The following is a 25767-nucleotide window of genomic DNA, read 5'->3' on the forward strand; positions in this document are numbered from 1 at the left end:
AATTAAAGGGTATTTTTTACTGGGGATCGAGTCTGTAGCTCAATAATTCAAAATCCTTTGTATACGTAAACGTGCCATAAATGACACCTGATCCCTTCATCATAAAATCCAGAATGTGATGGTCACCGGGAGCCATCGGCAAGTCGGCAATTTTGTCTGCATCATGCCAGACGATCAGCCCTTCTTCGGACTCATCTACATGTTCACCGGTATAGTCCTCTGCAAAAAAAGTGAACATCATCCACTCTGAAACAATTTCATTTCCTTCCTTGATTAAGAAAGTGAAGATCCCTTTAATCTCAGGATTTTTTAAATATATGCCTGTTTCTTCCCGATATTCGCGGATGACGGAATCTTTTAAGGACTCACCCTGCTCCATTTTCCCTCCAGGAGCTACCCACCATCCCCTTCTCGGTTTTTGAAGAAGAAGAATTTTACTGTCTTTCTTTAAGACACAATTCGCAACACGCTGCAACGTCTTTCACCTCGTTGTGTAAAAGCCAAATTTCATTCACTTAATTATACTATTTATACAGTTCACTCACAATGAACGAACCTTTTAAATTAAAGCACTGTTAAACTTAGCTGTTGATTTGCTCGCTTATCCTTGTGCGGGCGGTGAGGGATCCTCCCCGCTTTGCGCCTGCGGGGTCTCCACCTGTCCCGCTGCTCTAAAGCTCAAGTCTCGCGCCTTCCACTCAATCAACAGGTGTTAAAAATCAACTATCAGCTTTAGCAGAGCCTAAATTAAAAGCTTGCGGAGCGGCTTGAAGCAGACCATATATTTTTACACAAAAAAAGGAGCGCAGGAAAGGGCACCTGCGCTCTAAACTTATTTATAAAAGGGGGTCAATTACTATTCATATCTTACCCCATGTTTATTTCACCTGTGTTACAGGAGAGTTAAAACCTAATTACGGTTTTACTTTACCGCTTTAAGCTTCTCCTGCAGTTCTTCTACATAGTGCTGGGCACTTTGCGCGGCAATGCTTCCATCGCCAGTTGCGGTAACGATTTGGCGGAGTGTTTTTTCACGGATATCCCCCGCAGCAAAGATGCCGGGCACTTTCGTTTCCATGCGTTCATTTGTTTCAATATAGCCATTTTCGTTTGTAATCCGAAGATTTTCAAACGGTTTAGATAGAGGCACCATTCCAATATAAATAAATGCTCCATCTGCCTTAAACGGCTGCTCTTCACCAGTTTGTGTATTTACCAAAGTTACACTGCCGACTTTTCCGCCGTCCTCATGGATTTCTTTAATGGTATGATTCCAGATAAATTCGATTTTATCATTGTCAAACGCACGCTGCTGAAGAATTTTTTGAGCTCTCAGTTCCTCGCGGCGGTGAACAATGGTTACTTTCGATGCAAAGCGGGTTAGATATACGCCTTCTTCAACTGCGGAATCCCCGCCGCCTACTACGACAAGCTCTTTGTTTTTGAAGAATGCGCCATCACAGACTGCACAATAAGAAACACCGCGTCCGCCTAATTCCTTCTCGCCCGGTACGTTCAGCTTTTTGTATTCAGCCCCGGTACCAATAATAACGGAACGTGCTTTATACTCTTTGCTTCCAGCGCGGACAATTTTGTATTCTTCGCCGTCCTCAATACCTTTAATGTCTCCGTAAGCGTACTCGGCACCAAACTTTTTCGCATGATCGAACATTTTTGTAGAAAGCTCAGGCCCAAGAATGTGATCAAACCCGGGATAGTTTTCTACATCTTCTGTATTCGCCATTTGTCCGCCCGGTATTCCGCGCTCAATCATAAGTGTAGAAAGGTTTGCACGGGATGTATAAACAGCTGCAGTCAGCCCCGCGGGACCAGCACCAGCAATAATGACATCGTAAATTTTTTCTTCTGTCATGACTTTTTCCACTCCTTACAAAAAATCCGATTCGGATGATTGGTTCGTATTATTATTCCTTAGTATCATCCTATTAAATATTAAAAAAACACGCTATTTTTTTGCTCACGAATAAACGCACTGAGGCTGGAAGATGGTCCGTTCAGTACATTTTGATGAAAAGGGATCAATGGTGTAAGGCTTCTTTGCCATCTTTTTAAATGAGGTCTGCTCAATTTAAGAAAAAAGCACCGCATACGCTGCCGATACTTTTCCCGAAATGTTTATAGGCCTTTTACAAGCCGTTCATATTTGGTCAAAGTTGAAACCGTCACTCCAAATGCAGTGGCGACCTCTGTCTTTGTCACCCGTTCCTCATCTTTTTCCTTGAGAATGTAATAAAAGGCAGCGGACCAGGCATTTGCATTCTTTAAACTGTGCTTGGCTGAATTAACCTTAAGCATCGTGTCAAAGAAGGAGAGAAATGTCTTTTCTTCAATTGAATGCAGCTGCTTTTCCAGTGCTTCGGCTGCATCATATAAATAAGCCCCGCTTCCTTTTTGGTGAGCATCAGGAGAGAGGATATGCTTTAAAAACTCCTGTTCAATATCAGATTGAGGTCTTAAAGCATGATGATGCCTAATTTCTTCAAGCTGATTGGATTTTGAAGCAATGTAAACCAGTGTCAGACGCTCTTTAAGCGTCATTTCCTTTAACGATGACTGGTTCTCCCATGGCTCAGATCCGGCTTTGGAAGGATTTTCGCGGATGACGCGGTCCCAGGCCGATTTCGCCAGATCCTCATGCCCAAGATGCCAGGCCGAGTAGGACAGCCAGTAAAAGAAGGTATCATCACCCTCAAATCCTTGGCGCTGCAGGGAACGAAGCCATTTAAACGCCAGCTCGTATTTCCCGATCAAGGCGAATGTTGCACCAAGTTTATAGCGGTGTTCAATCATAATTGGATGAACTGCGGCCAGCTGCTCAGTCAGCGCCAGCACTTCCTTATCCTTGCGCTCGTAATAGTAAAAGACAAGCAGATTGCAAAAAGCATGCAAATTGCCTTCATTCAGCTCCAGTACAAGCTCCAGATAGTATTTTGCTTTTTCAACGTTTCCCGAGTAAAAATAAGCCAGGGATAAATTGTTGTAAGCAGACCAGAATTCAGGAAATTCTTCAATGATTTCATGCAAAAGAGAGATCGCTTCATCGAGTTTACCGTTCTCAAGAAGAGATCTTGCCGTTTCCTGCTTTATAATCAGTTCATCTGAATCTTCGAAAGAAGGATCTTCATCTTCCCCTTCAATCATTAGTAATTCAAGCAATTCTTCGTTATCTTCTATAAAATCTCCGTCAGGAGCTTCAGTTGAATAGGCAGTCGCACATTTATACGCCTGATGGAACAATCCAAGATGGGCGTAATTGTTGGCCATGAAATAATGACACTCAATCTGGGACGGGTCCACTTTTTCAATAATGGATGTCAAAATTTCATTGGATTCCTGGTAATTCCCCATTTCCGTATAGATCATTGCAAGCTGGGATAGAAAATTGGAGTTATCAGGTTCGAGCGCTGCCGCCCGCTTAAGAAGCTTGCTTGCTCTCTCCAGATTCCGCTCCACCCGATAAGCTTTTAATGCTCTGCGGTAATAGTAGGCGCCGTTCTGGAAAAAAGGAACAACCTGCGCTTTTTGCTGTCGATCAAATAGTTGTTTTCCCACGGAAATCCTCCATTTCATACATTTAACCGTACGTTAGTATACCATAGTTTAACCCGTACACAACAGGGCAGAAGACAGTTCCCCCACAAAAAAGCAGAATTTCCTTTTTCTGATAGCCGGAATACTCAATCCAAAATAAAACCCGGCTTCAAAAGCCGGGCTTCCATGAAAATCGTTATTTTCTTTCTTCGAGCGCCTTCAATACTTCGCTGAAAGAAAGCTTTTGCTCCCTAAGCAAAACAAGCAAATGGAAAATCAGGTCGGCTGCTTCCCACTTCAGTTCATCATGACTTCTGTTTTTAGCGGCAATAATGACTTCCGAAGCCTCTTCTCCAACTTTCTTCAGGATCTTGTCCACACCTTCTGTGAGAAGGTATGTCGTATAAGAGCCCTCAGGCCGCTCGGTATCCCGCTCGGCAATAACCCGTTCCAGATCACTTAAAATAGAAAATGGATTGTGCTGTGTCTGGGACCCTCCGGCTTTTTCAAAGCAGGAAAAGGATCCGGTATGGCACGCGGGTCCTTTTGGTTCCACCAGTACAAGCAAGGCATCCTTATCACAGTCGTAACAGAGCTCGACAACGGATTGAGTGTTGCCAGAGGTTGCACCTTTATGCCACAGTTCATTGCGGGACCGGCTAAAGAACCAGGTCTCTTTGCTTTCTATCGTTTTTTTCAGCGATTCTTCATTCATATAGGCAAGCGTCAAAACCTCTTTGCTGACTGCATCCTGGACAATGGCAGGAACAAGTCCTTTTTCGTCAAATCGGATATCATCTGTATTCATCGTATATTCACTCCTCTGGCTTTCAGCTGGCTTTTGACTTCCCTAACTGATGTCTCTTTATAATGAAAGATGGATGCAGCTAATGCCGCATCAGCTTTGCCTTCTGTAAATGCATCATAAAAATGATCGGCATTCCCGGCACCGCCCGAAGCAATGACAGGTACTGATACCGCTTCGCTGATTCTTCGCGTAAGTTCAAGATCGAAACCTGTCTTCGCACCATCTTGATCCATGCTTGTGAGCAGAATTTCACCAGTGCCTCGCTTAACAGCTTCTTTTGCCCACGCGACAGCTTCCCATTCTGTCGGCTTGCGTCCGCCGTGTGTATATACTCGAAAACTCCCTAGCTCTTCATCGTATTTTGCATCGATCGCTGTCACGATACACTGCGAACCAAAGTATAGGGCTCCTTCAGAAATAAGATGGGGAGTTACGAGCGCAGCTGTATTAACCGACACTTTATCTGCACCAGCCCGAAGAATGGCTTTCATATCCTCCAGACTGTTGATGCCGCCGCCTACCGTAAACGGAATCGCAAGCTGTGCAGCGGTTTGTTCTACTACTTCAATCATTGTTTTCCTTCCTTCATGGGAAGCAGAAATATCAAGGAAAACAAGTTCGTCTGCCCCTTCTTCGTCATAAAACTTTGCTAGTTCCACCGGGTCTCCAGCATCTCTAAGCTCTACAAACTGCACTCCCTTTACGACTCTTCCATCCTTTACATCAAGACAGGGTATAATCCGTTTTGTTATCATCGTCCTGTCACCTCTTGAAGAGCTTCACTTAGTGAAAAGCGTTTCGTATAGAGTGCTTTCCCGATAATTGCTCCTGAAATTCCCTCTTCACGTGATAATGCTTCAAGGTCATCAATTGAACTGACTCCGCCTGAAGCAATAACCGTTTTGCCTGTCGCTTTTGCCATTTCAGCCGTCGATTGAACATTTGGTCCTGACAGCATTCCGTCTGTAGCGATGTCCGTGAAAATAAATGTTTCCGCACCATGCTCAGCAAGCTCTTTCCCGAGGTGAGCCGCTTTTACCTGGGATGTATTCAGCCAGCCCTCCGTTGAAACAAATCCGTCCTTCGCATCGAGCCCTATAGCAATCTTCCCGCTGTACTTAGAGAGCATCTCCTTTACAAAAGCAGGATCAGAAATAGCCGAACTTCCCAAAATTACCCGATCAATACCTTGATCAAGATACCGTTCAACATCACTCTCCGTTCGGATACCGCCTCCGATTTGCACCTTTACCTTCAATTCCCGGGCAACCTGCAGAACGTACTGGCTGTTTACCGGTTTGCCGCTTTTCGCTCCATCGAGGTCCACCATATGAATCCACTCAGCACCCTCTTCAGCAAAAAGTTTGGCCATATCAAATGGGGAATCCCCATAGACAGTCTCCTGATTGTAATCCCCTTGCACAAGACGCACACATTTGCCGTCCCTCATGTCGATCGCCGGATACAAAATGAACGGTTTCATGCATTTGCCCCCTCTTTCACTTTTTCGGCAAACCTCTTTAAAATTGCGAGACCTGCTGTACTGCTTTTCTCCGGATGGAACTGCGTGCCGTACACATTTCCGCTTCCCACAACCGCAGGAACCTCAACTCCATAATTTGTGCTTGCCAATACCGTTTTCGGACGGTCTGCTCTTACATAGAAGGAATGAACAAAGTAGGCATGCTTCCCATCAAGCCCGTTAATGAGGAATGACTCATTTTGTATATTCAAAACGTTCCAGCCCATGTGCGGGACTTTTTGCCTTCCGTCTGGAATTTTAGTTGGAAGCTTGCCAACTTTTCCTTTCAGCAGCCCGAGTCCTTTTGTGCGGCCATTTTCTTCGCTTTCATCAAACAGAAGCTGCATCCCGAGACAAATTCCAAGGATCGGTTTCCCTTTTGCAGCCTCTGCTTTAATGAAATCGGCCAGACTGTCTGCGTGAAGGTTCTGCATGGCATCCTTAAACGCTCCGACCCCAGGCAATATGTATCCGTCTGCTTCGATTAAGTCTTCACGGATACCGGAGACAAAATACGGAATTTCCATACGTTCGAGCGCTTTCCTGACACTAAAGATATTTCCCATTCCATAATCAATGATTCCGATCATTTACAGCATTCCTTTCGTCGATGGCACCCCTTTGATGCGGGGGTCAATCGTTGACGCTTCATCAAGTGCACGGGCAAGGGCTTTAAAGACAGCTTCAATAATGTGATGTGTATTGTGGCCATAATGAATAATCACATGGAGGTTCATTCGTGCCTCAAGGGCGAGCTTCCACAAAAATTCATGAACGAGCTCGGTATCAAACGTGCCGACCTTTGAGCTTGGGAGGCTGCCCTTCATTTCAAAGTGCGGACGGTTGCTGAGGTCTACGACCACTTGGGCAAGAGCTTCATCCATCGGAATAATCGCTGAACCGTAGCGCTTAATTCCTTTCTTGTCGCCAAGAGCCTCGCGGAATACTTGTCCAAGACAAATCCCAATGTCCTCTGTTGTATGGTGGTCATCCACCTCAACGTCACCCGTCGCATGAACCGACAGGTCAAACTGCCCGTGCTTTGCAAATAAATCAAGCATATGGGTCATAAATGGAACGCCTGTCTCAAGATTAGACTGGCCTTCGCCATCAATATTCAGTTCAAGGCTAATTTGTGTTTCATTTGTATTCCGTTCAATGGAAGATTTTCTGGACATGTGTTATTCCCCCTGTTTCAATCGTTCTTCAATCGCGCGGGCGTGGGCCTCGAGGCCTTCATAGCGTGCGAACTCTGCGATTTTCCCTGCATTTTTCTCAAATGCTTCCTTGCTGTAATAAATGACGCTGGACTTTTTCGTAAAATCATCCACATTCAGAGGGCTCGAAAATCTGGCGGTACCGCTTGTGGGAAGGACATGGTTCGGTCCGGCAAAATAATCGCCGACCGGCTCTGAGCTGTATCTTCCCATAAAAATCGCTCCTGCATGGCGAATGGAGCCAAGCCATTCAAATGGGTCCTTTACTAAAAGCTCCAGATGCTCAGGCGCAAGCTCGTTAACCAAACGGATTGCTTCTTCTTTCGTTTCAGCAACAAGAAATTCTCCATTTTGATCGATAGATGCTTTCGCTATGTCTTTCCGCGGCAAATCCTCCAGCTGCTTTTCCACTTCCAGCTTTACTTCTTCTGCAAATGCTTGAGAAGTCGTAATCAACATGCATTTGGAGAGCGGATCATGCTCAGCCTGTGAAAGAAGATCCGCTGCAGCCTCATTTGCTCTCGCCGTCTCATCTGCAACAACGGCAATTTCACTAGGGCCTGCAATCATGTCAATATCGACGTCACCGAAAACCTCACGTTTCGCTGTCGCTACAAATATATTTCCCGGCCCCACGATTTTATCAACCGGTTTAATAGTTTCCGTTCCATATGCAAGCGCAGCCACTGCTTGGGCACCGCCTGCTTTATAAATTTCCGTTACGCCGAGCTCATTTGCGGCCACAAGGACGCCTGCAGGAATAACCCCATCTCTAGATGGAGGGGAAACCATGGCGATTCTCTCTACACCAGCGACCTGGGCTGGAATGACGTTCATCAGGACCGAGGAAGGATAGGCAGCTGTCCCGCCCGGTACATAGACACCTGCAGAGTCGAGCGGTGTTACTTTTTGCCCTAATACCGTTCCATCAGGATTTGTCATAAACCAGGAATCACGCTTTTGCTTGCTGTGAAAAAGCCTGATGTTCTCAATGGCTTCCCTTATAATCTCAAGCAATGAATCATCTAAATTGCGATACGCCTCTTGAATCTCAGTTTCTGTCACTTTGAATGAATCGAGACGCACTCCGTCAAATTTCTCTGTATAATACCTCAGGGCTTCATCACCCTGCTTCTTTACCGCTTCAATGATTTCTTTTACCATACGCCGCCCCTCCTTACCGGTTATTCACAGCTTTAGAAAGCCGTTCAGCCAGTTCATCAATCTGAAGATCCTTCATCCGGTAGCTGACAGGATTCACAATCAAGCGGGATGTCACTTCCGTAATGTGCTCATATTCAACGAGTCCATTTTCCTTAAGAGTCCGGCCTGTCGATACAATATCGACGATTCTGTCAGCAAGACCAATCATAGGAGCCAGCTCAATCGATCCGTTCAATTTAATGATCTCGACTTGCTCTCCCTGTTCTCTGAAATAACCGGATGCAATGTTCGGATACTTCGTTGCAATCCTTGGTGCTACATCACTCATCGGGTGATCCGGCAAGCCGGCTACCGCTAAATAGCAGCTGCTGATCTGTAGATCCAGAACTTCGTATACATCCCGTTCTTCTTCAAGCAGAACATCTTTTCCTGCAATCCCTACATCTGCAACACCATGCTCTACATATGTCGAAACATCCATCGGTTTTGCCAGGAAGAAGCGCAGATTTTCTTCAGGTATATCCAAGATCAGTTTTCGGCTGTCATCAAATTCAGGCGGAAGTTTATAGCCCGCCTCCCTTAACAGCTCAGCTGCCTCTTCAAAAATCCTGCCTTTGGGCATCGCAATCGTCAGCACATCATTCATCAGAAGCACCTCTTTTCGAACCAATAAAATAAGCAACCTCTTCAAATTGCTTCGTAAAGAAATCCACATCCTGCACACCGGAGAGGTTTTGGAGGACTGTCATTTTACCGTCTTTTCTTAATTCCCCCGCATATTCAATAGCCTCTTTCATACGCTCTTGAGAAAACAGGACACAGTGCTTTGACTCCTCTTTTTCATGCACATCAAGTGCTTCTAAAAGCTGTCCAAGCTGTAAACCGAATCCTGTGGCAGCTGCAGGGCGGTCAAACTTTTCCATTAAGCGGTTGTATCTTCCGCCATTCCCAAGCGGAAATCCAACCTTATCTGTGTAAACCTCAAATAGAATCCCTGTGTAGTAGCTCATATGGCTCACAATATTCAAATCAAGCTTTATATACTCAGAAACCCCGAATTCTTCCAGCATGCTCCAAAGCTTCTGCAGCTCATCTATAGCCTGTCTGCAGTCATTGGATTCACAAATGGAAAGAGCCTGCAGCATTTTCCCTGTATCCCCTCTCAGCGCCAGAAAATCAAGCAGCCTTTGCTTATCAATGGAAGACAAAGCCAGGGATTTCACATGCTCGCGGTACCCCACGTAATTTTTCTCATAAAGAAATCGTCTTAATTTATCCGCTCTCTCCTGGTTCCCGAGGATTTCTTTGAAAAGAGCATCCGCAAAACCGATATGCCCAATTGCAACCCTGAAGTTTGAGAGACCTGAAGCTTTAAGAGCGGAAATCATCAAGGATATTGCTTCCGCGTCTGCACTTATGGACTCATCCCCAATCAATTCCACACCAATCTGCTCAAACTCCGCCGGACGGCCGCCTTCTCTTTGCTGTGCTCTATAAACATTCGCTTGATAAGAAAGCCTGAGCGGCGAATTGCCAGCCAGTCTTGAAGCCGCAACCCTCGCAATCGGGGCCGTCATATCCGGACGAAGCACAAGAGTCTTCCCCTGCTGATCCAATAATTTAAAAAGCTGCTGATCCAAAATCGCTGACTGTACACCAACTGTCTCATAATATTCAAGCGCAGGAGTTTCAATAAAATCATACCCCCAGCCGCTGATTTCCTTCATAATCTTATTCCTGACCGCTCTCTTCGTTTTATAAAGAGCTGGCAGTGTATCCCTCATACCAAGAGGCTTCTCAAACATAAACATCGAATCGGCACCCCCAATTAATACGAAATGTCCAAAATCCTTTAGTTCGCTAATATGTTACCATACTAACAAAATAAAGTTAGACGTTCAAGGAAAAATTCGCTTCTGTTTGTATGTTTCCCTCTTTTGAGTGAGATTCAACCTTGAAATGTGGGAGATGGATGTTATGCCTGGCATTGTTGGGTTCCGGGCGTTTGCCTGGCATTCTTGCCTGGCATTGATTCTTTTCACGATGTTGCCTGGCATTTTTTCCTGGCAATCCTGGGTTCCGGGCGTTTGCCTGGCATTCTTGCCTGGCATTCCTGGATTTCGGGCGTTTGCCTGGCATTCTTGCCTGGCATTCCTTGATTTCGGGCTTTTGCCTGGCATTCTTGCCTGGCATTACTGAATTTCGGGCGCTTGCCTGGCATTCTTGCCTGGCATTGATTCTTTTCACGATGTTGCCTGGCATTTTTCCCTGGCATTCCTGGGTTCCGGGCGTTTGCCTGGCATTCTTCCCTGGCATTCCTGGATTGCGGGCGTTTGCCTGGCATTCTTGCCTGGCATTACTGGATTTCGGGCGTTTGCCTGGCATTCTTGCCTGGCATTACTGGATTTCGGGCGCTTGCCTGGCATTCTTGCCTGGCATCGCTGCTTTTCACGATAATCCCTGGCATTCCTGCCACGCATTACTGCTTTTCTAGGATAATGCCAGCCACCGCACCACCACAAAAAAACCCGCCAAACAGAATCAGTCTTTCTGTTCAGCGGGTTCGATCGTCGCTCTCTTTTCCATTTCTTCTTTTGTATAAATGATCTGCATGGGGTTGCCGCCTGCGAAGGCTCCGGCTGGTACATCTTTATGTACAAGAGTACCGGCAGAAACGATTGCTCCGTTTCCAATCGTCACACCTGGCAAAATGGTGCTGTTTGCCCCAATCATAACCTCATCCCCGATGATCACATCACCAAGCCGGTATTCTTTAATGAGGTATTCATGAGCCAGAATGGTCGTATTATAGCCAATCACGGAATTGCGGCCGACTTGAATTTTTTCCGGAAACATGACATCCAGCATGACCATGAGTGCAAAAGAGGTTTGCTCACCTGTTTTAACTCCCAGGAATGTCCGGTACATCCAGTTTTTCATGCCGAGAAACGGGGTGTATCGGGCAAGCTGGATGACAATAAAATTTCTGGCAACCTTCCAAAACGGCACCGTTTTATAGATATGCCAAAGGGAATTAGCACCGGACACAGGGTAGCGTGTGGTTTGTCTCAAGCTTTTTCCACTCCAGCGATTGGAAGCAAATCACTCATTTGCTCCAGCATAAAGTCGGGTTTGTATGCTGATAGATATTCTCTGCCTTTAATCGTCCAGGCTACACCCGCAGTTAATGTACCTGCGTTTTGGCCCGCTTCGATATCATGATGATTATCTCCTACCATGATTGCTTCATCAGGTTTTGAATCAAGGAGTTCCAGCGCCTTCAGGACCGGCTCGGGATGCGGCTTTGCGTGTTCAACGTCATCCAGGGTAACAACGACATCAAAGAACTGGCCAAGGTTCGTTAACTTAAGCCCCATGTTTACGGTGTCTCTGATCTTCGTCGTTACAATGCCCAGCTTGAATCCTTCTTGATGAAGCTTTTGAACGGTTTCAAAAACTGTGGCAAATTCCGTAACCAAAGCATCATGCTGCTTATGGTTAAAGGCCCGGTACACTCCAATCATTTCCTCGGCTTTCTCAGGATTGATTGAGTGGAAGGTGTCGTGAAGAGTCGGACCGATAAACGGCAGGACAAGCTCGCGGCTGTACTCGCCGGGCTTGTAGTGATTCAGTGTATGAAGAAACGATTCGATGATCAATTCGTTTGTATTAATCAATGTTCCGTCCAAATCAAACAGAATGGTATTCCTTTTCATGAACAGGTTCCTTTCTCGCTGAAGAATCAGGCTGTTTCCAAAGCTTTGCAATAATCACGGTTAACAGAACCGCAGTAATGACTCTTATTAAAAATAATGGCAGAACCGGAATTCCCAGTGGAACAAAAATAAGCGTATCTTCCACTACGGCATGGCAGGAAACAAGGAAGATAAAAGCAAGTGTCAGATCACGGTAGCTGACTCCATCCTCTTTCACTGCCTGAATCATGACTCCCGCTCCGTACGCGAGTCCAATTGTTAAGCCGGCAACGAGTGTCATTGAGGTATTCTCTCTCATGCCGAGGAATCTTGTAACCGGGGCCATCCATTTAGAAAATACCTTCAGCCAGCCAAAATCCTTCATAAACTGCATGATAATCATAAGCGGAATCACGATGGCTGCTAGCTGCACAATGCCAAGCACACCCTTGCCGATTGCATCAAGCAGGATTTCTCCCCATCCATCCGGGTGAGACTGGCTTTTTGAAATAAAACCGTACTGCGCCATTTCGCCGCCGCCTCTCCAGACCAGATTGATGACAGCCGCCGAAATAATGGCGAGCCCCACTCTCACAATGAGAATCAGCCAAAGCTTAATTCCCACTTTGGCGGCGACCGTGGATTCGATAATCAGATTATGAGAGAATGACAGCATCACGGCTAGTATGAAAACTTCCTTAACCGATAAATCGAGTGTCAGGATGCCTGCAATTCCTGCGTACAGGTTTAAAAAATTCCCGAGCACAAGCGGAATGGCCGCCTCTCCTCTTAATCCAATCAGCCCCATCAGAGGTGCTATAAGCTGAATAATCCAATCCAATACAGGTGTATGACGAAGGATCCCTACGAGAAGCGTCACGGGAAAAATGACTTTTCCAAGCGTCCATGTTGTAGCAAGCCCCGCCTTCCAGCCATTTGCTAAACTCGCCTTCAGTCGAATCACTCCTTATTATGAATCCAGATATCTCTTTTTTGAAAGGCCGCTCATGCGACGGTATATGATGATTCCGACGGCCGTTAAGATCAGCACAATTGAGATGACCTGAGCAATGCGCAGGTCTGCTGTCAGCATTAAACTGTCTGTTCTCATTCCCTCAATGAAGAAACGGCCGATTGAATACCAGATGACGTAGGATAAAAAAAGTTCCCCTCTTCTTAGATTCACTTTTCGCAAGAATAGCAGCAAAGCAAAGCCGGCTAAATTCCAGAGGGATTCGTATAAGAAAGTAGGGTGATAATATTGCCCATCTATGTACATCTGGTTAATGATAAAATTCGGAAGATGGAGATTTTCTAAAAATCCCCTCGTAACCGGACCGCCAAACGCTTCCTGATTCATAAAATTTCCCCAGCGGCCAATCGCCTGCCCCAATATAATACTTGGCGCAGCAATATCTGCAATTTTCCAGAATGAGAGCTTTTTGATTCTGGCAAAAACGACACCTGTTGCCACTGCGCCAATCAGACCTCCATGGATTGCGAGACCTCCCTGCCAGATTTGAGGAATCATTGCGGGATTCTGCGAATAATAATCCCACTGAAATGCTACATAATAAAGCCTTGCGCAGATGATGGCAATTGGAATAGCAAAAAGGACCAAATCAACAAATGTATCTTTATGAAGACCTCTCCTTACACTTTCCCTTACAGCAATCCACAGGCCAAGTAGCGCCCCAAGACCGATTATGATGCCATACCAGTGGACCTGCAGCCCTAAAAATTCAACCGCAATTGGATTAAGCGGCTGGATTGTTCCTATCATTCCCTTCAGCTCCTCTTCTGACCGTTAATCAGCGTTCTCCTTCTTCAATTACATCAGCAAGCTTTGTCGTGAATTGTTCGGCAGCATTCAGTCCCATCCGTTTCAGACGGAAGTTCATAGCAGCTACTTCAATAATAACCGCCAGATTTCGTCCAGGGCGAACCGGTACCGTAAGCTTTTGAATATTCGTATCAATAATTTTCATCGTCTCTTCTTCTAAGCCGAGACGGTCATATTGTTTTTTCGCATCCCATGTTTCGAGATCAATCACAAGCGTAATCCGTTTATTACTCCGGACTGCACCGGCCCCAAACAATGTCATTACGTCAATAATGCCGAGTCCCCGGATTTCCAGAAGATGCTCAATCAGTTCAGGAGCATTTCCAATCAGTGTGTTTTGATCCTCCTGCCTGATTTCAACACAATCATCGGCTACAAGACGATGTCCGCGCTTAACCAGCTCAAGTGCGGTTTCGCTTTTTCCCACACCGCTTTTTCCGATAATCAGCACGCCTACACCATAAATATCAACAAGCACCCCGTGTACAGCTGTAGTTGGAGCAAGCTTGCTTTCTAAAAAGTTCGTTAAATGACTCGATAGACGGGTAGTTTTCATGGAAGAACGAAGAACAGGTACACCGCTTCGTTCAGATGCCTCCTTTAGTTCTTCAGGAATATCAAGTTCACGAGAAATAATGATTGCCGGAGTAATCGGAGTGCATAGCGCCGTCATCCGCTCTTCTTTTTCATGACGTGATAATTTTTCAAAAAATGACAGCTCGGTTTTGCCTAAAATCTGAACCCGATCCTTCGGGTAGTATGCAAAATAACCTGCAATTTCAAGGCCCGGTCTTGACAAATCACTTGTCATAATCGGACGGTTAATCCCTTCCTCACCGCTAATCAGTTCCATCTTAAATTTTTCCATTAAATCCTTTGTACGTACTTTAGGCATAGATGAGCCCTCCTTTAGCCAACACCATATGTAAAATCTTCTTCCATTTTAGCACTTTTATCTCTGCTGATATAGTCTTTCAGGACGGTCCTCGAATCGAAGCAAGTTTTAGTAGAGTTTTTTTAAAAATAAGCTCTGTTAAACTCCATCCGCTGCGCGTGATCGTTTATCCTTAGGCAGGGAGTGAGCCTCCTTCACATCCTGCAGGTTCAATTATAGTTTATCCATAGTTCCACTACAGTTAAGCGAATATAAAAAGAACCTCCCAAATTTAGAAGGTTCCATTCATTTTCAAAAAATAAGGTTTTTCCCATTCCTTATTTAAATATGGAGAGTACGATCTAACTTGGATCCCGTCTTGCTTCCAGGTTAAGATTTGCATGTATCCCCCTCCGCCTTTAGGAAGTCCCTGATAGTTGGCAAGGAGCTGATAGACCTTTCTGCCCTTTTGAGGGACATCCACTCTTTTGGCGATTCCATAATAATGGCCGCTCAGGACCAGTTTTACATTTTTATTTGGAACGACTACATTCCTATAGATTCTTTCTCCATTTTTACTTCGGGTTCCCTGATACGTAAGGTAATCATGTAAGGCCAGAACCGCTTCTTTGTTCCGGTAATGCTTAAGCACGCGGTTCATCCACTTTACTTCCCCTTTGCCTGCTTTGCACCAGCCCATATAAAGAAAAATCTTGCCTCCGGCTAAGTCATAGTGACCGCAATTATCTAAAAAGGAGCCCTTATAATAAGGCTTGGAATCAAAACGATGCTCCCCGAAAAAACGATGGTAAGGCTGAACGCCCGCATTGCCTGTGAAATCATGATTTCCGGGCAGAACACCGTATGAAAACCTTTGTGCATCAAGCTTGCGAAAAGCCCGATGATTTCTCTCCCATTGGCTGTATTGACTGGAATTATGCACCAAGTCTCCTGTATGAATCAAATATGAAAGCCTTTCTGGCGTTCTGTTTTTTAAAATCCATTTTATTTGATTTGTCAGTATCTCTGGATGGTCTCTAACGTAATATTGAGTATCCGACATCCATACAAAAGAGAAATCCTCACCGGCATGGCCTTTATATGGGAGAGCAATTAAAACAACGATAACCAGCAGGATGAGCAGTATGCGTATAAATTTCATTTCATCACCTGGTCGTTATCATTCCCATTTTCCCCGAAAGTACAAATGAGATTTTACTGGCGGCGCTTCAATCTGAACAAAAAATATAGACCAGCGGCATATCGCTGGTCTACTTGTTTTCCCGCATTGGCTCAATGACCCCTTTTTGCACGACAAGGTGCAGCAGGGAAATGACGATAGCGGCTAAAATGGCGGTTCCAAATCCATCGATGTTAAATGCGTCGCCCATGATTGCTTGCGTAATCATAAGGGTAATGGCATTGATGACAAAGAGGAACAGACCAAGTGTTAACACTGTAACGGGCAGTGTCAAAATAATCAAAAATGGTTTTATTAAAAAATTGATTATGGATAGGACCAGGCTTGCCAATACGGCAGCCCAGATGCTAGCAATTTGAAAATTGTCTTTAAAAATCAGCGCGCAGACCATTAAAATGACTGCATTGATTAAAACGCTGACGATCCACCTAACCATGTATTTGATTTCCTTCTTTTTTCAATAAAAGCACTAAAACGAAATAAGCAATGATTAACGGAGCACCGCCGGTCGGAAACAATGCAATGATATAAATCACGCGCAGCAGGTTCGCATTTATCCCAAACCTGTCAGCAATTCCTCCCAGTACTCCGGCAACTTTTTTATTCGTAACTGAACGAGTTAGTTTTCCCATTTCTTCTCACCTCTCCATATGCTTTAAAACAACTGAGCCTGTTTTCGAATCAGCAAACACAGACAAATCACCTTTAGCGGTTTCGTTCGATCGGAATTTCAATTCCTTTGTGATCGACTCGTGTTTTTCACTTGTTACTTCAAGTGCATCCAAGTAACAATGCAGGGACCCGAGGTTTGATTTCAATTCCCCATTCGCTTTAATGGTTTGCGGAATCGAAATTTCTACGCTGCCGGTGGCGGCACTGCAATGGATGGTTTTGCATTCCGGATCTGACACGTGAAGCAGGATTTTCCCGTTGAAGCTCTGCAGATCAAGCTTCCTCCCTGCCCCGCTTACATCAATCATTCCATGAATGGTTTCGGCTTCAACGGTTTGAAATTGATGCTGCGCTAATTTAATTTGCCCGTTTGCTGTTTCAAGCTCTGCTTTTTCACCACTGAGTGACGTTAGTGAAATCACCCCGTTGGCGGTTTTTGCTTTAAAATCCTTCACAGTTAGCTGTTCCCCTCTAATAGGACCGCTAAACAGTTTTACTTTCGCGAACTCATAAACCTTTGCCGGCAGGAAAATGAGAACATTTGCCTTCATAGATTTTTTCTCGCATTGAATTCTTAGCTTGCTGCCTTCCATTTCGCAATAAAAGTTTTTAAGAAAAGCCTCTTTTGCCTGTGCAGCATCCTCCGTCTGATAAACCTTTGTTTCGCATTCTATCCGAACTTCATCTTCCGGCCAGGGTTTAAATGTGACGTTCCCATTCACTATTTGAACATCCCATTCCATTAACCCTCTTCCGCTGAACTGAAAAATATGCTGAACATCAAAGGAAGAACCGATGGCTAAATCCAAATCCAGTTCTTTTACCTTCTTCACGGCGAAATCAATCCAGTTCATTAATTTCGAGGCAGTTTTTCCTGAAGGCGATCCTTCCGGGTTCTCCTGATAAGCGCTTTGCTGACTGCCTTTTTCGTCTTTTTTCAGTAAAATTGAGGGTGTAAAGGATGCCCACTTTTTCTCATGGCTTTCCTTTTCATGGTCAAGCTTTTCTATGAGAGAGAGCGCTTCTTCTACGTTCAGCTTTCCTTCCTCTACAAGCTTCAATATTCTTCGGCGTTCTTCCTGCACGGTAACTCCTCCTCAAAAATACAACCTAGTATCACCCTATTCGGCAAGATGAAAATCAATCCCTTTAAACTGTTTTTAATATCTTAATTCCTTTAACAATGTTCCAGACGAAAACAATAAAATTAACAAGTAACACGACAGGAAATCCAGAAAGAAATACGATACCTATCAGCTCATTCTGTCCGGCAAAGGCTGCACCCAGAAAGATAAACATATAAGCAATAATGGTGATCGCAGGGATGACATGAGACAAAAATGACTTTTTAGCATGTGATTTCGTTACAGCATCATCAGTGACAAAATAAACGATTAGCGGCAGTAAGAACGGTGCAAAAAGCACACTGAAATAGCATAGTGCAGAAAGTAATTTATCGGTTTTCATGAAGTTCCATCTCCTTTACATCCTTTTACGATTCAAATAGGTGATTGGTTTCACTATATGAAAATAGCCAGCTCAATAGATGAGCTGGCCCAAACTTATTTAGCGACGGCTTCTTTTTCTTTTACTAGTTTTTTCATCCGTTCGCGTTCCCTTTCAATAATCGGTTTTAAATAATGACCGGTATAGGAGGCTTTTTCTTCCATGACTTGTTCAGGTGTACCGGAGGCAATGATCTGGCCTCCGCCATTTCCGCCTTCCGGACCCAGGTCGACTAAATAATCCGCTGCTTTAATAACATCGAGATTATGCTCAATAACCAGCACCGTGTCTCCATTCTCAACAAGACGCTGAAGAACTTTCAGCAGCCTTGCAATGTCATCAACGTGCAGACCGGTTGTCGGTTCATCGAGAATATAAAGTGAGCGCCCAGTTGAACGGCGGTGCAGTTCTGAAGCAAGCTTCACCCGCTGCGCTTCTCCCCCTGACAGAGTCGTTGCCGGCTGGCCAAGCGTGATATATCCTAGTCCGACATCGTAAATGGTTTGCAGCTTCCGGTGTATTTTAGGAATGTTTTCGAAGAAATCGAGCGCATCTTCAACGGTCATTTCAAGAATGTCCGAAATGTTTTTGCCTTTGTATTTTACTTCAAGTGTTTCCCGGTTGTACCGTTTGCCGTGGCATACTTCGCACGGAACATATACATCCGGAAGAAAATGCATCTCAATTTTGATGATTCCGTCACCGCGGCAGGCCTCGCAACGGCCTCCTTTTACATTGAAGCTGAAACGGCCCTTTTTATATCCCCTGACCTTGGCCTCATTCGTCGAAGCAAACACATCGCGGATATCGTCAAATACGCCTGTATAAGTAGCCGGATTGGAACGAGGCGTTCTTCCGATCGGCGACTGATCAATGTCGATGACTTTATCTAAATGTTCAATACCTAAAATCTCTTTATGCTCTCCAGGTTTTGTTTTTGCTTTATGAAGCCTTTGAGCCAGCGCCTTATGCAGTATTTCATTTACGAGTGTACTTTTACCTGAACCTGAAACACCTGTAACGGAAATAAACGTTCCTAATGGAAATTTAACTGAAACATTTTTCAGGTTATTCTCATTTGCCCCTTTGACCTGAATGTAACGGCCATCCGGTTTTCTCCGTTCTTGAGGAAGAGGGATAAATTTTTTGCCGGACAGATACATACCAGTCAGAGAATTCTTATCCTTCATAACTTCCTTAGGTGATCCAGCGGAAATGACGTTTCCTCCGTGCACGCCCGCTCCAGGGCCGATATCAATCAGATAATCGGCAGCAAGCATCGTATCTTCATCATGCTCTACGACAATGAGGGTATTCCCAATGTCCCGCATATTCTGCAGCGTTTCAATAAGGCGGTCATTATCACGCTGATGAAGACCGATGGACGGTTCATCCAATATATACAGAACGCCAGTCAGCTTCGAACCGATCTGAGTAGCAAGTCTGATCCTTTGTGCTTCTCCTCCGGAAAGGGAGCCCGCTGAACGGTTTAAGGTCAGGTAATCCAGACCCACATTAACAAGAAAGCTAAGGCGTTCGCAAATTTCCCTTAAAATCAATTTGGCAATTTTCATTTCCTTTTCAGTCAGGTCAAGCTTACCGAAAAAATCGTGTGCCTCCTGAACAGAAAGGGTGGTCGTTTCCCCAACATGGCGGCCGTCAATTTTAACAGCCAGTGTTTCTTTCTTCAGCCTGTATCCTTTGCACGAAGGACATGGCTGCTGAGCCATATATTTCTCCATTTGCTCGCGAATGTAATCCGAGCTCGTTTCACGGTAGCGGCGCTCAATATTTTTCATCACGCCTTCAAATTTAATATAGCTCTCTCTTACCTGCCCAAAGTCATTTTCATAGCGGAAGTAGATCTCATCTTTTCCGCTTCCGAGTAAAATTTTATCCAATTGATGGTTTGGCAGATCCTTAACAGGAACGTTCATATCAATTCCATAATGGCTGCACACAGCTTCAAGGAGCTGAGGATAATACTGTGAGCTCGTAGGCTCCCATGGAGCAATAGCGTGCTGTTTAAGCGTTAGGTACTCATTCGGAATAACGAGTTCACGGTCTACTTCCAGTTTAGACCCAAGACCGTCACATGAAGGACAGGCGCCAAAAGGACTGTTAAAAGAGAACATTCTCGGTTCAAGCTCTCCGATAGAAAATCCGCAGTAAGGGCAGGCATGGTGCTCGCTGAACAAAAGTTCCTCCTGGTCAATGACATCAATCATGACCTTTCCTTCACCCAGGGCAAGCGCTGCTTCAAGAGAGTCGCTTAGTCTTGCCTCAATTCCCTCTTTGATTACAATCCGGTCAATTACCACTTCGATCGAGTGCTTTTTGTTTTTTTCCAGGATGATTTCTTCAGAAATCTCCTGCATTTCACCATTTACCCGAACCCTTACATACCCTTGTTTTTTAATGTCCTCAAGGGTTTTGGCATGAGTTCCCTTCCGTCCAGATACGACTGGAGAAAGAACCTGCATCTTCGTGCGCTCCGGGAACTCCATAATTCTGTCCACCATCTGCTGGATGGTTTGCGAAGTGATTTCGATGCCATGATTTGGACAGACAGGCCGTCCTACACGTGCATAAAGAAGCCTCAAATAATCATAAATTTCTGTGACCGTTCCAACTGTTGATCTTGGATTCCGGCTTGTTGTTTTCTGGTCAATGGATATAGCCGGAGACAATCCATCGATGGAATCAACATCTGGTTTGTCCATTTGACCGAGAAATTGCCTGGCGTAGGCAGAAAGCGACTCGACATACCTGCGCTGTCCTTCCGCATAAATCGTATCAAATGCAAGCGATGATTTTCCCGATCCTGAAAGGCCCGTCAATACGACGAGCTGATTCCGAGGAATTGTGACATCTATATTTTTAAGGTTATGCGCTCTGGCTCCCTTTACAACTATGTGTTCACTAGCCATACTTTGTCATCCTTCCGCTTTCAGCTCTATTAGCAAATCACGAAGCTCTGCGGCCCGTTCGAAATCCAGTCCCTTGGCAGCATCCTTCATCTCTTTTTCCATCTGAGCAATCACTTTTTCCCGCTCTTTCTTGGAGAGCTTCGCAATTGCCGGTGCTGCTTGGTCTGTATCTTCCTCCACCGCTTCCATAGTAGCTCGAATTACATCCCGGATTTCCTTTTGAATCGTTTTCGGTTCAATTCCGTGAACTCGGTTATATTCTTCCTGTGTTTCACGGCGGCGCTTCGTTTCATTTATCGCAACTTCCATTGAATTCGTGATTTTATCGGCATACATAATAACATGGCCATTTGAGTTTCTGGCTGCACGTCCGGTAATCTGAATCAAAGAACGTTCAGAGCGAAGGAAACCTTCTTTATCTGCGTCCAGAATGGCTACCAGTGACACCTCAGGTATATCCAGACCTTCCCGGAGAAGGTTAATTCCAACGAGGACGTCATGTTTACCGAGACGCAGATCGCGTATTACTTCAATCCGCTCCAGAGTTTTTATTTCGGAGTGGAGGTAATTGACTTTGATTCCAATTTCCCTAAGGTAATTCGTCAGATCCTCGGACATCTTTTTCGTCAGGGTCGTAATGAGAACCCGTTCATTCTTTTCGACTCTTGCATTGATTTCCCCGATTAAATCATCAATTTGTCCCTGAATAGGCCGGACTTCAATAGTAGGATCGAGCAATCCGGTCGGACGTATAATCTGCTCGACCATTTCGTCTGTATGCTCTATTTCATAAGGGCCCGGTGTCGCCGAAACATAAACCATGTTCGTCATATGTTTTTCAAACTCTTCAAAACGAAGCGGTCTGTTATCTTTTGCAGAAGGCAGACGGAACCCATGATCGACTAGAACCTGCTTCCGTGCCTGGTCCCCGTTGAACATTCCGCGTACCTGCGGAAGGGTAACGTGAGACTCGTCGACAACAATCATAAAATCGTCTGGAAAATAATCAATCAATGTGTAAGGGGTGGAGCCGGGAGGTCTTAATGTAAGATGGCGGGAATAATTCTCAATTCCCGAACAGAATCCCATCTCTCTCATCATTTCAAGATCATATCTTGTCCTCTGCTCAAGCCTTTGAGCCTCAAGAAGCTTGCCGGCTTCCCTCATCTTGACTAATTCTTCCTCCAGCTCTTTTTCAATGTTTCCTATGGCAACGCTCATTTTTTCTTCACGGGTTACGAAGTGGGAAGCCGGGAAGATCGCGACGTGTTCACGTTCGCCGAGTATTTCCCCGGTTAAGGCGTCCACTTCGCGAATGCGGTCGATTTCGTCTCCGAAAAATTCAATTCTCATGCAGTGTTCATCCCTGGATGCAGGAAAGATTTCCACGACATCCCCGCGAACCCTGAATGTTCCGCGCTTAAAGTCAATGTCATTCCGCTCATATTGGATGTCTACAAGACGCCTTAACAGCTGATTCCGTTCAAGCTCCATTCCAGTCCGAAGAGATACTACGAGTTCTTTGTATTCTTCCGGAGAACCGAGGCCGTAGATACAGGAAACACTGGCAATAATGATGACATCTCTGCGTTCGAACAATGAGGTCGTTGCAGAGTGGCGCAGTTTGTCAATTTCATCATTAATGCTTGCGTCCTTTTCTATAAAAGTATCGGTCTGGGGAACATAGGCTTCAGGCTGATAGTAATCATAGTAACTCACAAAATATTCTACAGCGTTATTCGGAAAGAACTCCTTAAATTCACTGTAGAGCTGGCCTGCCAGCGTTTTATTATGAGCAATCACGAGGGTCGGCTTATTGACTTCCTTGATGACATTCGAAACGGTAAATGTTTTGCCTGTTCCGGTTGCCCCAAGAAGCGTCTGGTGCTTCTTCCCTTCATTAATTCCTTCAACAAGTTTCTTGATTGCCGCAGGCTGATCCCCTTCCGGCTTGTATTTCGAGACTAACTCAAACCGATGTTCCACACAAAGGCCCCCAATTCACGCATTATCGTATTTATATTTTACCATACACTATATGGGAAATTCCAAAGATACGAACTGACGTTTGCAGTATTTTTCTTGCTGTCTATCAGTTTTCCCGCTTTTAGACATTCGCAACCTTTTTCTTTAAACGCACTCTTTATGCACAGAAAAAACCGCGCATCGCACGGTTTCTCTCTATTTATTCAAATGGTTGGGTTTACGGTTCATTTTACGTGCATACATAGCCCCTGCAACAAGCGATACAGCATCAAGCCCCACAATATAGTCGAACTCTGTATATCCTTTAAAATAAGAAGCGATGATGAGTGCAGCGGTTAAAGCAGTCCCAACTATATAACTGTACGTGACTCTCGTAAAAAGCACGACAAGAACAAACGGAAAAATCAATGCCAGGATCGCTTTCGTCAGCATTGTGAAACGCCCTCTTCCTTCTTGATATTACCGTTATTCTATCATGCTCCGCGAATGCTGAATAGCTTTAGAGGAACCTATTCTTCAATTGTTCTTAACAGCAAATCCGGAAAGTCTGTCATCACTGCCGACACTTTTGTATGAATAAGACTTTGATATAAAGCAAGGTCATTAATCGTATACACTCTTAACGTTCCCCCGTTATTCATATATTCCAATCCGGCTTCGGAGAGACTGAATTCGGCAGGACAGTGGATACTGCTGCAGCCAAGCTGTTCAGCAATCAAGGCAGCATCTGGCATATTCCCTTCAAAAAGCCAGGCAATTTCAAAGACTTTATTTAGTTGTTTCATTCTTTTCACGCTTGCTTTGTTAAAGGATGAAAAAACAATTCTGCCGGCCAGATTTTTTTCTTCAGCCATCCGCATTGCTTTCTCCTCCAGATTAGGGTAATCAAATACATCATTTTTTAATTCAATATTTAAGACCGTGCCTGACTGGTCTTCCAAAAGCAAATCCAGAACTTCCTCCAGATGAGGAATCCTTTCATTATGAAAGGAAGGATGAAACCAGCTTCCTGCATCTGCATTCCGCAATTCCTTATATGTCATGTCCTTTACATATCCCACTCGATCTGTCGTTCGGTCAATTCTTTCGTCATGAATGACGACAAGTTCACCGTCTTTTGACATTTGAACATCCAATTCAATTCCGCTTGCCCCTGCTTCTATCGCCTTTCTAAAAGCAAGCATCGTATTTTCCGGATACTGTCCGCTGCATCCTCTGTGAGCAAATATCTTCATGTTTGCAACTCCATTCTTAATACTAAGCTCTGTTAAACTTGGCTGTTGATTGCAGGTAGCAGGCGTTCGCTTTCCACTCCAATCAACAGGTTTTTAAAATCAACCAAAAAGTAAAGGGCCGGCCATGAAGAATTCTTCTGGCCAGCCCTTTGAAGCTTACTTCTGCTTGCGATTAGCCATCTCAAGCGATCGTTCTGTTTCCTTTGCTGCCCGATTCAATGCTTCTTGAGGATCTGTCCCTTGATATAAGCTTTCCATTCCAGTTACAACTTTTTGTCTGGATTCAGGGAAAACGGAAATCAAGGCTCCTTGTGTAGCCGGAGAAGGCTTTGTATTTTTCAGCTGGTCCACCGTTACCTTAAGCTGCGGATACTTTTCCCACTCTTTTTTCACGATATCCTGCTCATATGCTTTTGGATTGATAGAGAAATACCCGCTGTCTACATGCCATTTAGCCTGCACTTCAGGTGTAGATAAATATTTCATGAAATCCCATGCACCCTGCTGTTCTTCTTCAGCCGTACCTTTGGACATCCAAAGCGAAGCTCCTCCGATTACAACCCCTTGCCTTTCGATGCCATCAGGAACAGGAAGATAAGCAACCCCAACATCAAATGGAGCATTATCAATCAATTCTTTAATTCCTGCAGAAGAGTCAAGGAACATAGCAATTTTTTGCGATTGGAATGCCGCTCTCATAGAATCCCAGTTCTGTCCGCTATTGTAGAAAGAACCATCCTTGTGCATCTGGCTGATTAGATCAAAAACACGTTTTCCTTCCGGTCCATTGAACGTCGCTTTTTCCGCGTCTCCTTTGCGTCCATTTTCATTATCCACATAGGTTCCGCCTTGTACAGCTACCATTTCTTCAAAGAACCATCCGTAATTCAGGATCGAAAATCCTTTTTGGCTGCCAGTCGTAAGTGCTTGTGCTGTACTTTTCAGCTCACTGTAAGTTTGAGGTGCCTTTTCAGGATCCAGGCCAGCTTTTTTAAATGCATCTTTGTTGTATACCAAGACGGGTGTTGAGGAGTTAAACGGCATAGAATACTGCTTGCCATCCACTGTGTAGTAATTTGAAATATTTTTTTCCCATTGAGATGTGTCAAATTTATCTTGATCAATAAACTTTTGGACAGGCTCGATTTTGTTGCTGTCGATCATATACTTTGTGCCGACTTCAAACGTCTGCATAATGGTTGGAGCGTCAGGAGATCCCGCAACGGTATTGAATTTTGTCAGTGCTTCTTCGTATGTTCCCTGGAATACAGGCTTAACCTCAATCTTATCTTGAGATTTATTGTATTCATCCACAATCTCTTTTAAAGAAGTCTCTAAATCTCCAGCCATTGCATGCCAGAATGTTACTTCAATTTTACCTTCAGCGTTTTTCTTCACAGGCTTTGCTGTTTCTTTTTCCGGCTGTGTTCCGCCGCAGGCTGAGAGCACGATCAGCATTAGACCAGTAATCAATATCAATACCTTTTTCATCTGTTTTCACTCCTGATTTTTTATTTGATTATGCATGGACCGGCTGGCAATTCCCCTTCATATGCAGAAAG

Annotated in this window: 27 protein-coding genes; all 27 read right to left on the minus strand. The window is 44.7% G+C overall.

Features of this window, described 5'->3' with window-relative positions; genetic code table 11:
- Positions 1-16: 16 nt before the first annotated feature.
- Entirely contained in the window at positions 17-475 is a 459-nt protein-coding gene (locus WCV65_RS18145; RefSeq protein ID WP_035404571.1) for an 8-oxo-dGTP diphosphatase, read from the minus strand.
- 447 nt (positions 476-922) lie between these two features.
- Entirely contained in the window at positions 923-1873 is a 951-nt protein-coding gene (gene trxB / locus WCV65_RS18150) for a thioredoxin-disulfide reductase (RefSeq protein WP_035404573.1), read from the minus strand.
- A 263-nt stretch (positions 1874-2136) separates the two neighbouring features.
- Complete coding sequence (locus WCV65_RS18155) at positions 2137-3573, minus strand: tetratricopeptide repeat protein (protein ID WP_338778429.1); 1437 nt, start codon at positions 3571-3573, stop codon at positions 2137-2139.
- A 175-nt stretch (positions 3574-3748) separates the two neighbouring features.
- A complete protein-coding gene (gene hisIE / locus WCV65_RS18160; RefSeq protein ID WP_338778430.1) occupies positions 3749-4360 on the minus strand; it encodes a bifunctional phosphoribosyl-AMP cyclohydrolase/phosphoribosyl-ATP diphosphatase HisIE in 612 nt (203 codons plus the stop codon).
- On the minus strand, positions 4357-5115 hold the full coding sequence (gene hisF, locus WCV65_RS18165) for an imidazole glycerol phosphate synthase subunit HisF (RefSeq protein WP_338778432.1): 759 nt from the start codon (positions 5113-5115) through the stop codon (positions 4357-4359). The genes hisIE and hisF overlap by 4 nt, the downstream gene beginning before the upstream one ends.
- A complete protein-coding gene (hisA, locus tag WCV65_RS18170) occupies positions 5112-5843 on the minus strand; it encodes a 1-(5-phosphoribosyl)-5-[(5-phosphoribosylamino)methylideneamino]imidazole-4-carboxamide isomerase (protein WP_338778434.1) in 732 nt (243 codons plus the stop codon). The genes hisF and hisA overlap by 4 nt, the downstream gene beginning before the upstream one ends.
- Positions 5840-6472: an imidazole glycerol phosphate synthase subunit HisH gene (hisH, locus tag WCV65_RS18175; RefSeq protein ID WP_338778436.1), complete on the minus strand. Its 633-nt coding sequence runs from the start codon at positions 6470-6472 to the stop codon at positions 5840-5842. The genes hisA and hisH overlap by 4 nt, the downstream gene beginning before the upstream one ends.
- Positions 6473-7060 (minus strand): imidazoleglycerol-phosphate dehydratase HisB, encoded by a 588-nt coding sequence (gene hisB / locus WCV65_RS18180; protein WP_035404587.1) that lies wholly within the window; start codon positions 7058-7060, stop codon positions 6473-6475. It lies immediately after the preceding gene.
- 3 nt (positions 7061-7063) lie between these two features.
- The gene (gene hisD, locus WCV65_RS18185; protein WP_338782352.1) at positions 7064-8287 is read right to left on the minus strand and encodes a histidinol dehydrogenase; all 1224 of its coding nucleotides are present in this window, start codon (positions 8285-8287) and stop codon (positions 7064-7066) included.
- Positions 8277-8909, minus strand: a complete 633-nt coding sequence (hisG, locus tag WCV65_RS18190) for an ATP phosphoribosyltransferase (RefSeq protein ID WP_035404590.1) — start codon at positions 8907-8909, stop codon at positions 8277-8279. Before hisG ends, hisD begins: the two co-directional genes overlap by 11 nt.
- The gene (locus WCV65_RS18195) at positions 8902-10074 is read right to left on the minus strand and encodes an ATP phosphoribosyltransferase regulatory subunit (RefSeq protein WP_035404593.1); all 1173 of its coding nucleotides are present in this window, start codon (positions 10072-10074) and stop codon (positions 8902-8904) included. Before WCV65_RS18195 ends, hisG begins: the two co-directional genes overlap by 8 nt.
- 79 nt (positions 10075-10153) lie before the next feature.
- Positions 10154-10648, minus strand: coding sequence for a hypothetical protein (locus WCV65_RS18200; RefSeq protein WP_338778441.1), 495 nt, complete (start codon positions 10646-10648; stop codon positions 10154-10156).
- Between the two features lie 156 nt (positions 10649-10804).
- Entirely contained in the window at positions 10805-11335 is a 531-nt protein-coding gene (locus WCV65_RS18205) for an acyltransferase (RefSeq protein WP_338778443.1), read from the minus strand.
- Entirely contained in the window at positions 11332-11979 is a 648-nt protein-coding gene (gene ppaX, locus WCV65_RS18210; protein ID WP_035404604.1) for a pyrophosphatase PpaX, read from the minus strand. Before ppaX ends, WCV65_RS18205 begins: the two co-directional genes overlap by 4 nt.
- Positions 11954-12913, minus strand: coding sequence for a nucleoside recognition domain-containing protein (locus tag WCV65_RS18215; RefSeq protein ID WP_338782354.1), 960 nt, complete (start codon positions 12911-12913; stop codon positions 11954-11956). Before WCV65_RS18215 ends, ppaX begins: the two co-directional genes overlap by 26 nt.
- Before the next feature lie 15 nt (positions 12914-12928).
- Complete coding sequence (gene lgt, locus WCV65_RS18220; protein WP_338778446.1) at positions 12929-13741, minus strand: prolipoprotein diacylglyceryl transferase; 813 nt, start codon at positions 13739-13741, stop codon at positions 12929-12931.
- A 28-nt stretch (positions 13742-13769) separates the two neighbouring features.
- Positions 13770-14696 (minus strand): HPr(Ser) kinase/phosphatase, encoded by a 927-nt coding sequence (gene hprK, locus WCV65_RS18225; protein WP_035404608.1) that lies wholly within the window; start codon positions 14694-14696, stop codon positions 13770-13772.
- A gap of 271 nt (positions 14697-14967) precedes the next feature.
- Positions 14968-15837: a metallophosphoesterase gene (locus tag WCV65_RS18230; RefSeq protein ID WP_035404610.1), complete on the minus strand. Its 870-nt coding sequence runs from the start codon at positions 15835-15837 to the stop codon at positions 14968-14970.
- Between the two features lie 109 nt (positions 15838-15946).
- A complete protein-coding gene (locus WCV65_RS18235; protein WP_338778449.1) occupies positions 15947-16312 on the minus strand; it encodes a phage holin family protein in 366 nt (121 codons plus the stop codon).
- Positions 16305-16508: a PspC domain-containing protein gene (locus WCV65_RS18240; protein WP_035404614.1), complete on the minus strand. Its 204-nt coding sequence runs from the start codon at positions 16506-16508 to the stop codon at positions 16305-16307. Before WCV65_RS18240 ends, WCV65_RS18235 begins: the two co-directional genes overlap by 8 nt.
- A gap of 6 nt (positions 16509-16514) precedes the next feature.
- Complete coding sequence (locus tag WCV65_RS18245) at positions 16515-17633, minus strand: DUF4097 domain-containing protein (RefSeq protein WP_338778451.1); 1119 nt, start codon at positions 17631-17633, stop codon at positions 16515-16517.
- A gap of 64 nt (positions 17634-17697) precedes the next feature.
- The gene (locus WCV65_RS18250) at positions 17698-18015 is read right to left on the minus strand and encodes a DUF4870 domain-containing protein (RefSeq protein ID WP_035404621.1); all 318 of its coding nucleotides are present in this window, start codon (positions 18013-18015) and stop codon (positions 17698-17700) included.
- A gap of 95 nt (positions 18016-18110) precedes the next feature.
- Positions 18111-20984 carry an excinuclease ABC subunit UvrA gene (gene uvrA / locus WCV65_RS18255; RefSeq protein WP_338778454.1) on the minus strand — a complete coding sequence of 958 codons (2874 nt, stop codon included), beginning with the start codon at positions 20982-20984 and terminating at the stop codon, positions 18111-18113.
- Between the two features lie 6 nt (positions 20985-20990).
- Positions 20991-22970, minus strand: a complete 1980-nt coding sequence (uvrB, locus tag WCV65_RS18260) for an excinuclease ABC subunit UvrB (protein ID WP_035404626.1) — start codon at positions 22968-22970, stop codon at positions 20991-20993.
- Between the two features lie 195 nt (positions 22971-23165).
- Entirely contained in the window at positions 23166-23402 is a 237-nt protein-coding gene (locus tag WCV65_RS18265; RefSeq protein ID WP_035404627.1) for a CsbA family protein, read from the minus strand.
- A gap of 77 nt (positions 23403-23479) precedes the next feature.
- Positions 23480-24205: a glycerophosphodiester phosphodiesterase gene (locus WCV65_RS18270; protein WP_338778455.1), complete on the minus strand. Its 726-nt coding sequence runs from the start codon at positions 24203-24205 to the stop codon at positions 23480-23482.
- A 156-nt stretch (positions 24206-24361) separates the two neighbouring features.
- Positions 24362-25696 (minus strand): ABC transporter substrate-binding protein, encoded by a 1335-nt coding sequence (locus tag WCV65_RS18275; protein WP_338778456.1) that lies wholly within the window; start codon positions 25694-25696, stop codon positions 24362-24364.
- Between the last annotated feature and the right edge of the window lie 71 nt (positions 25697-25767).

The organism is Metabacillus sp. FJAT-52054, assembly GCF_037201815.1.
In the GTDB taxonomy this organism is placed as follows: Bacteria; Bacillota; Bacilli; order Bacillales; family Bacillaceae; genus Metabacillus_B; species Metabacillus_B sediminis.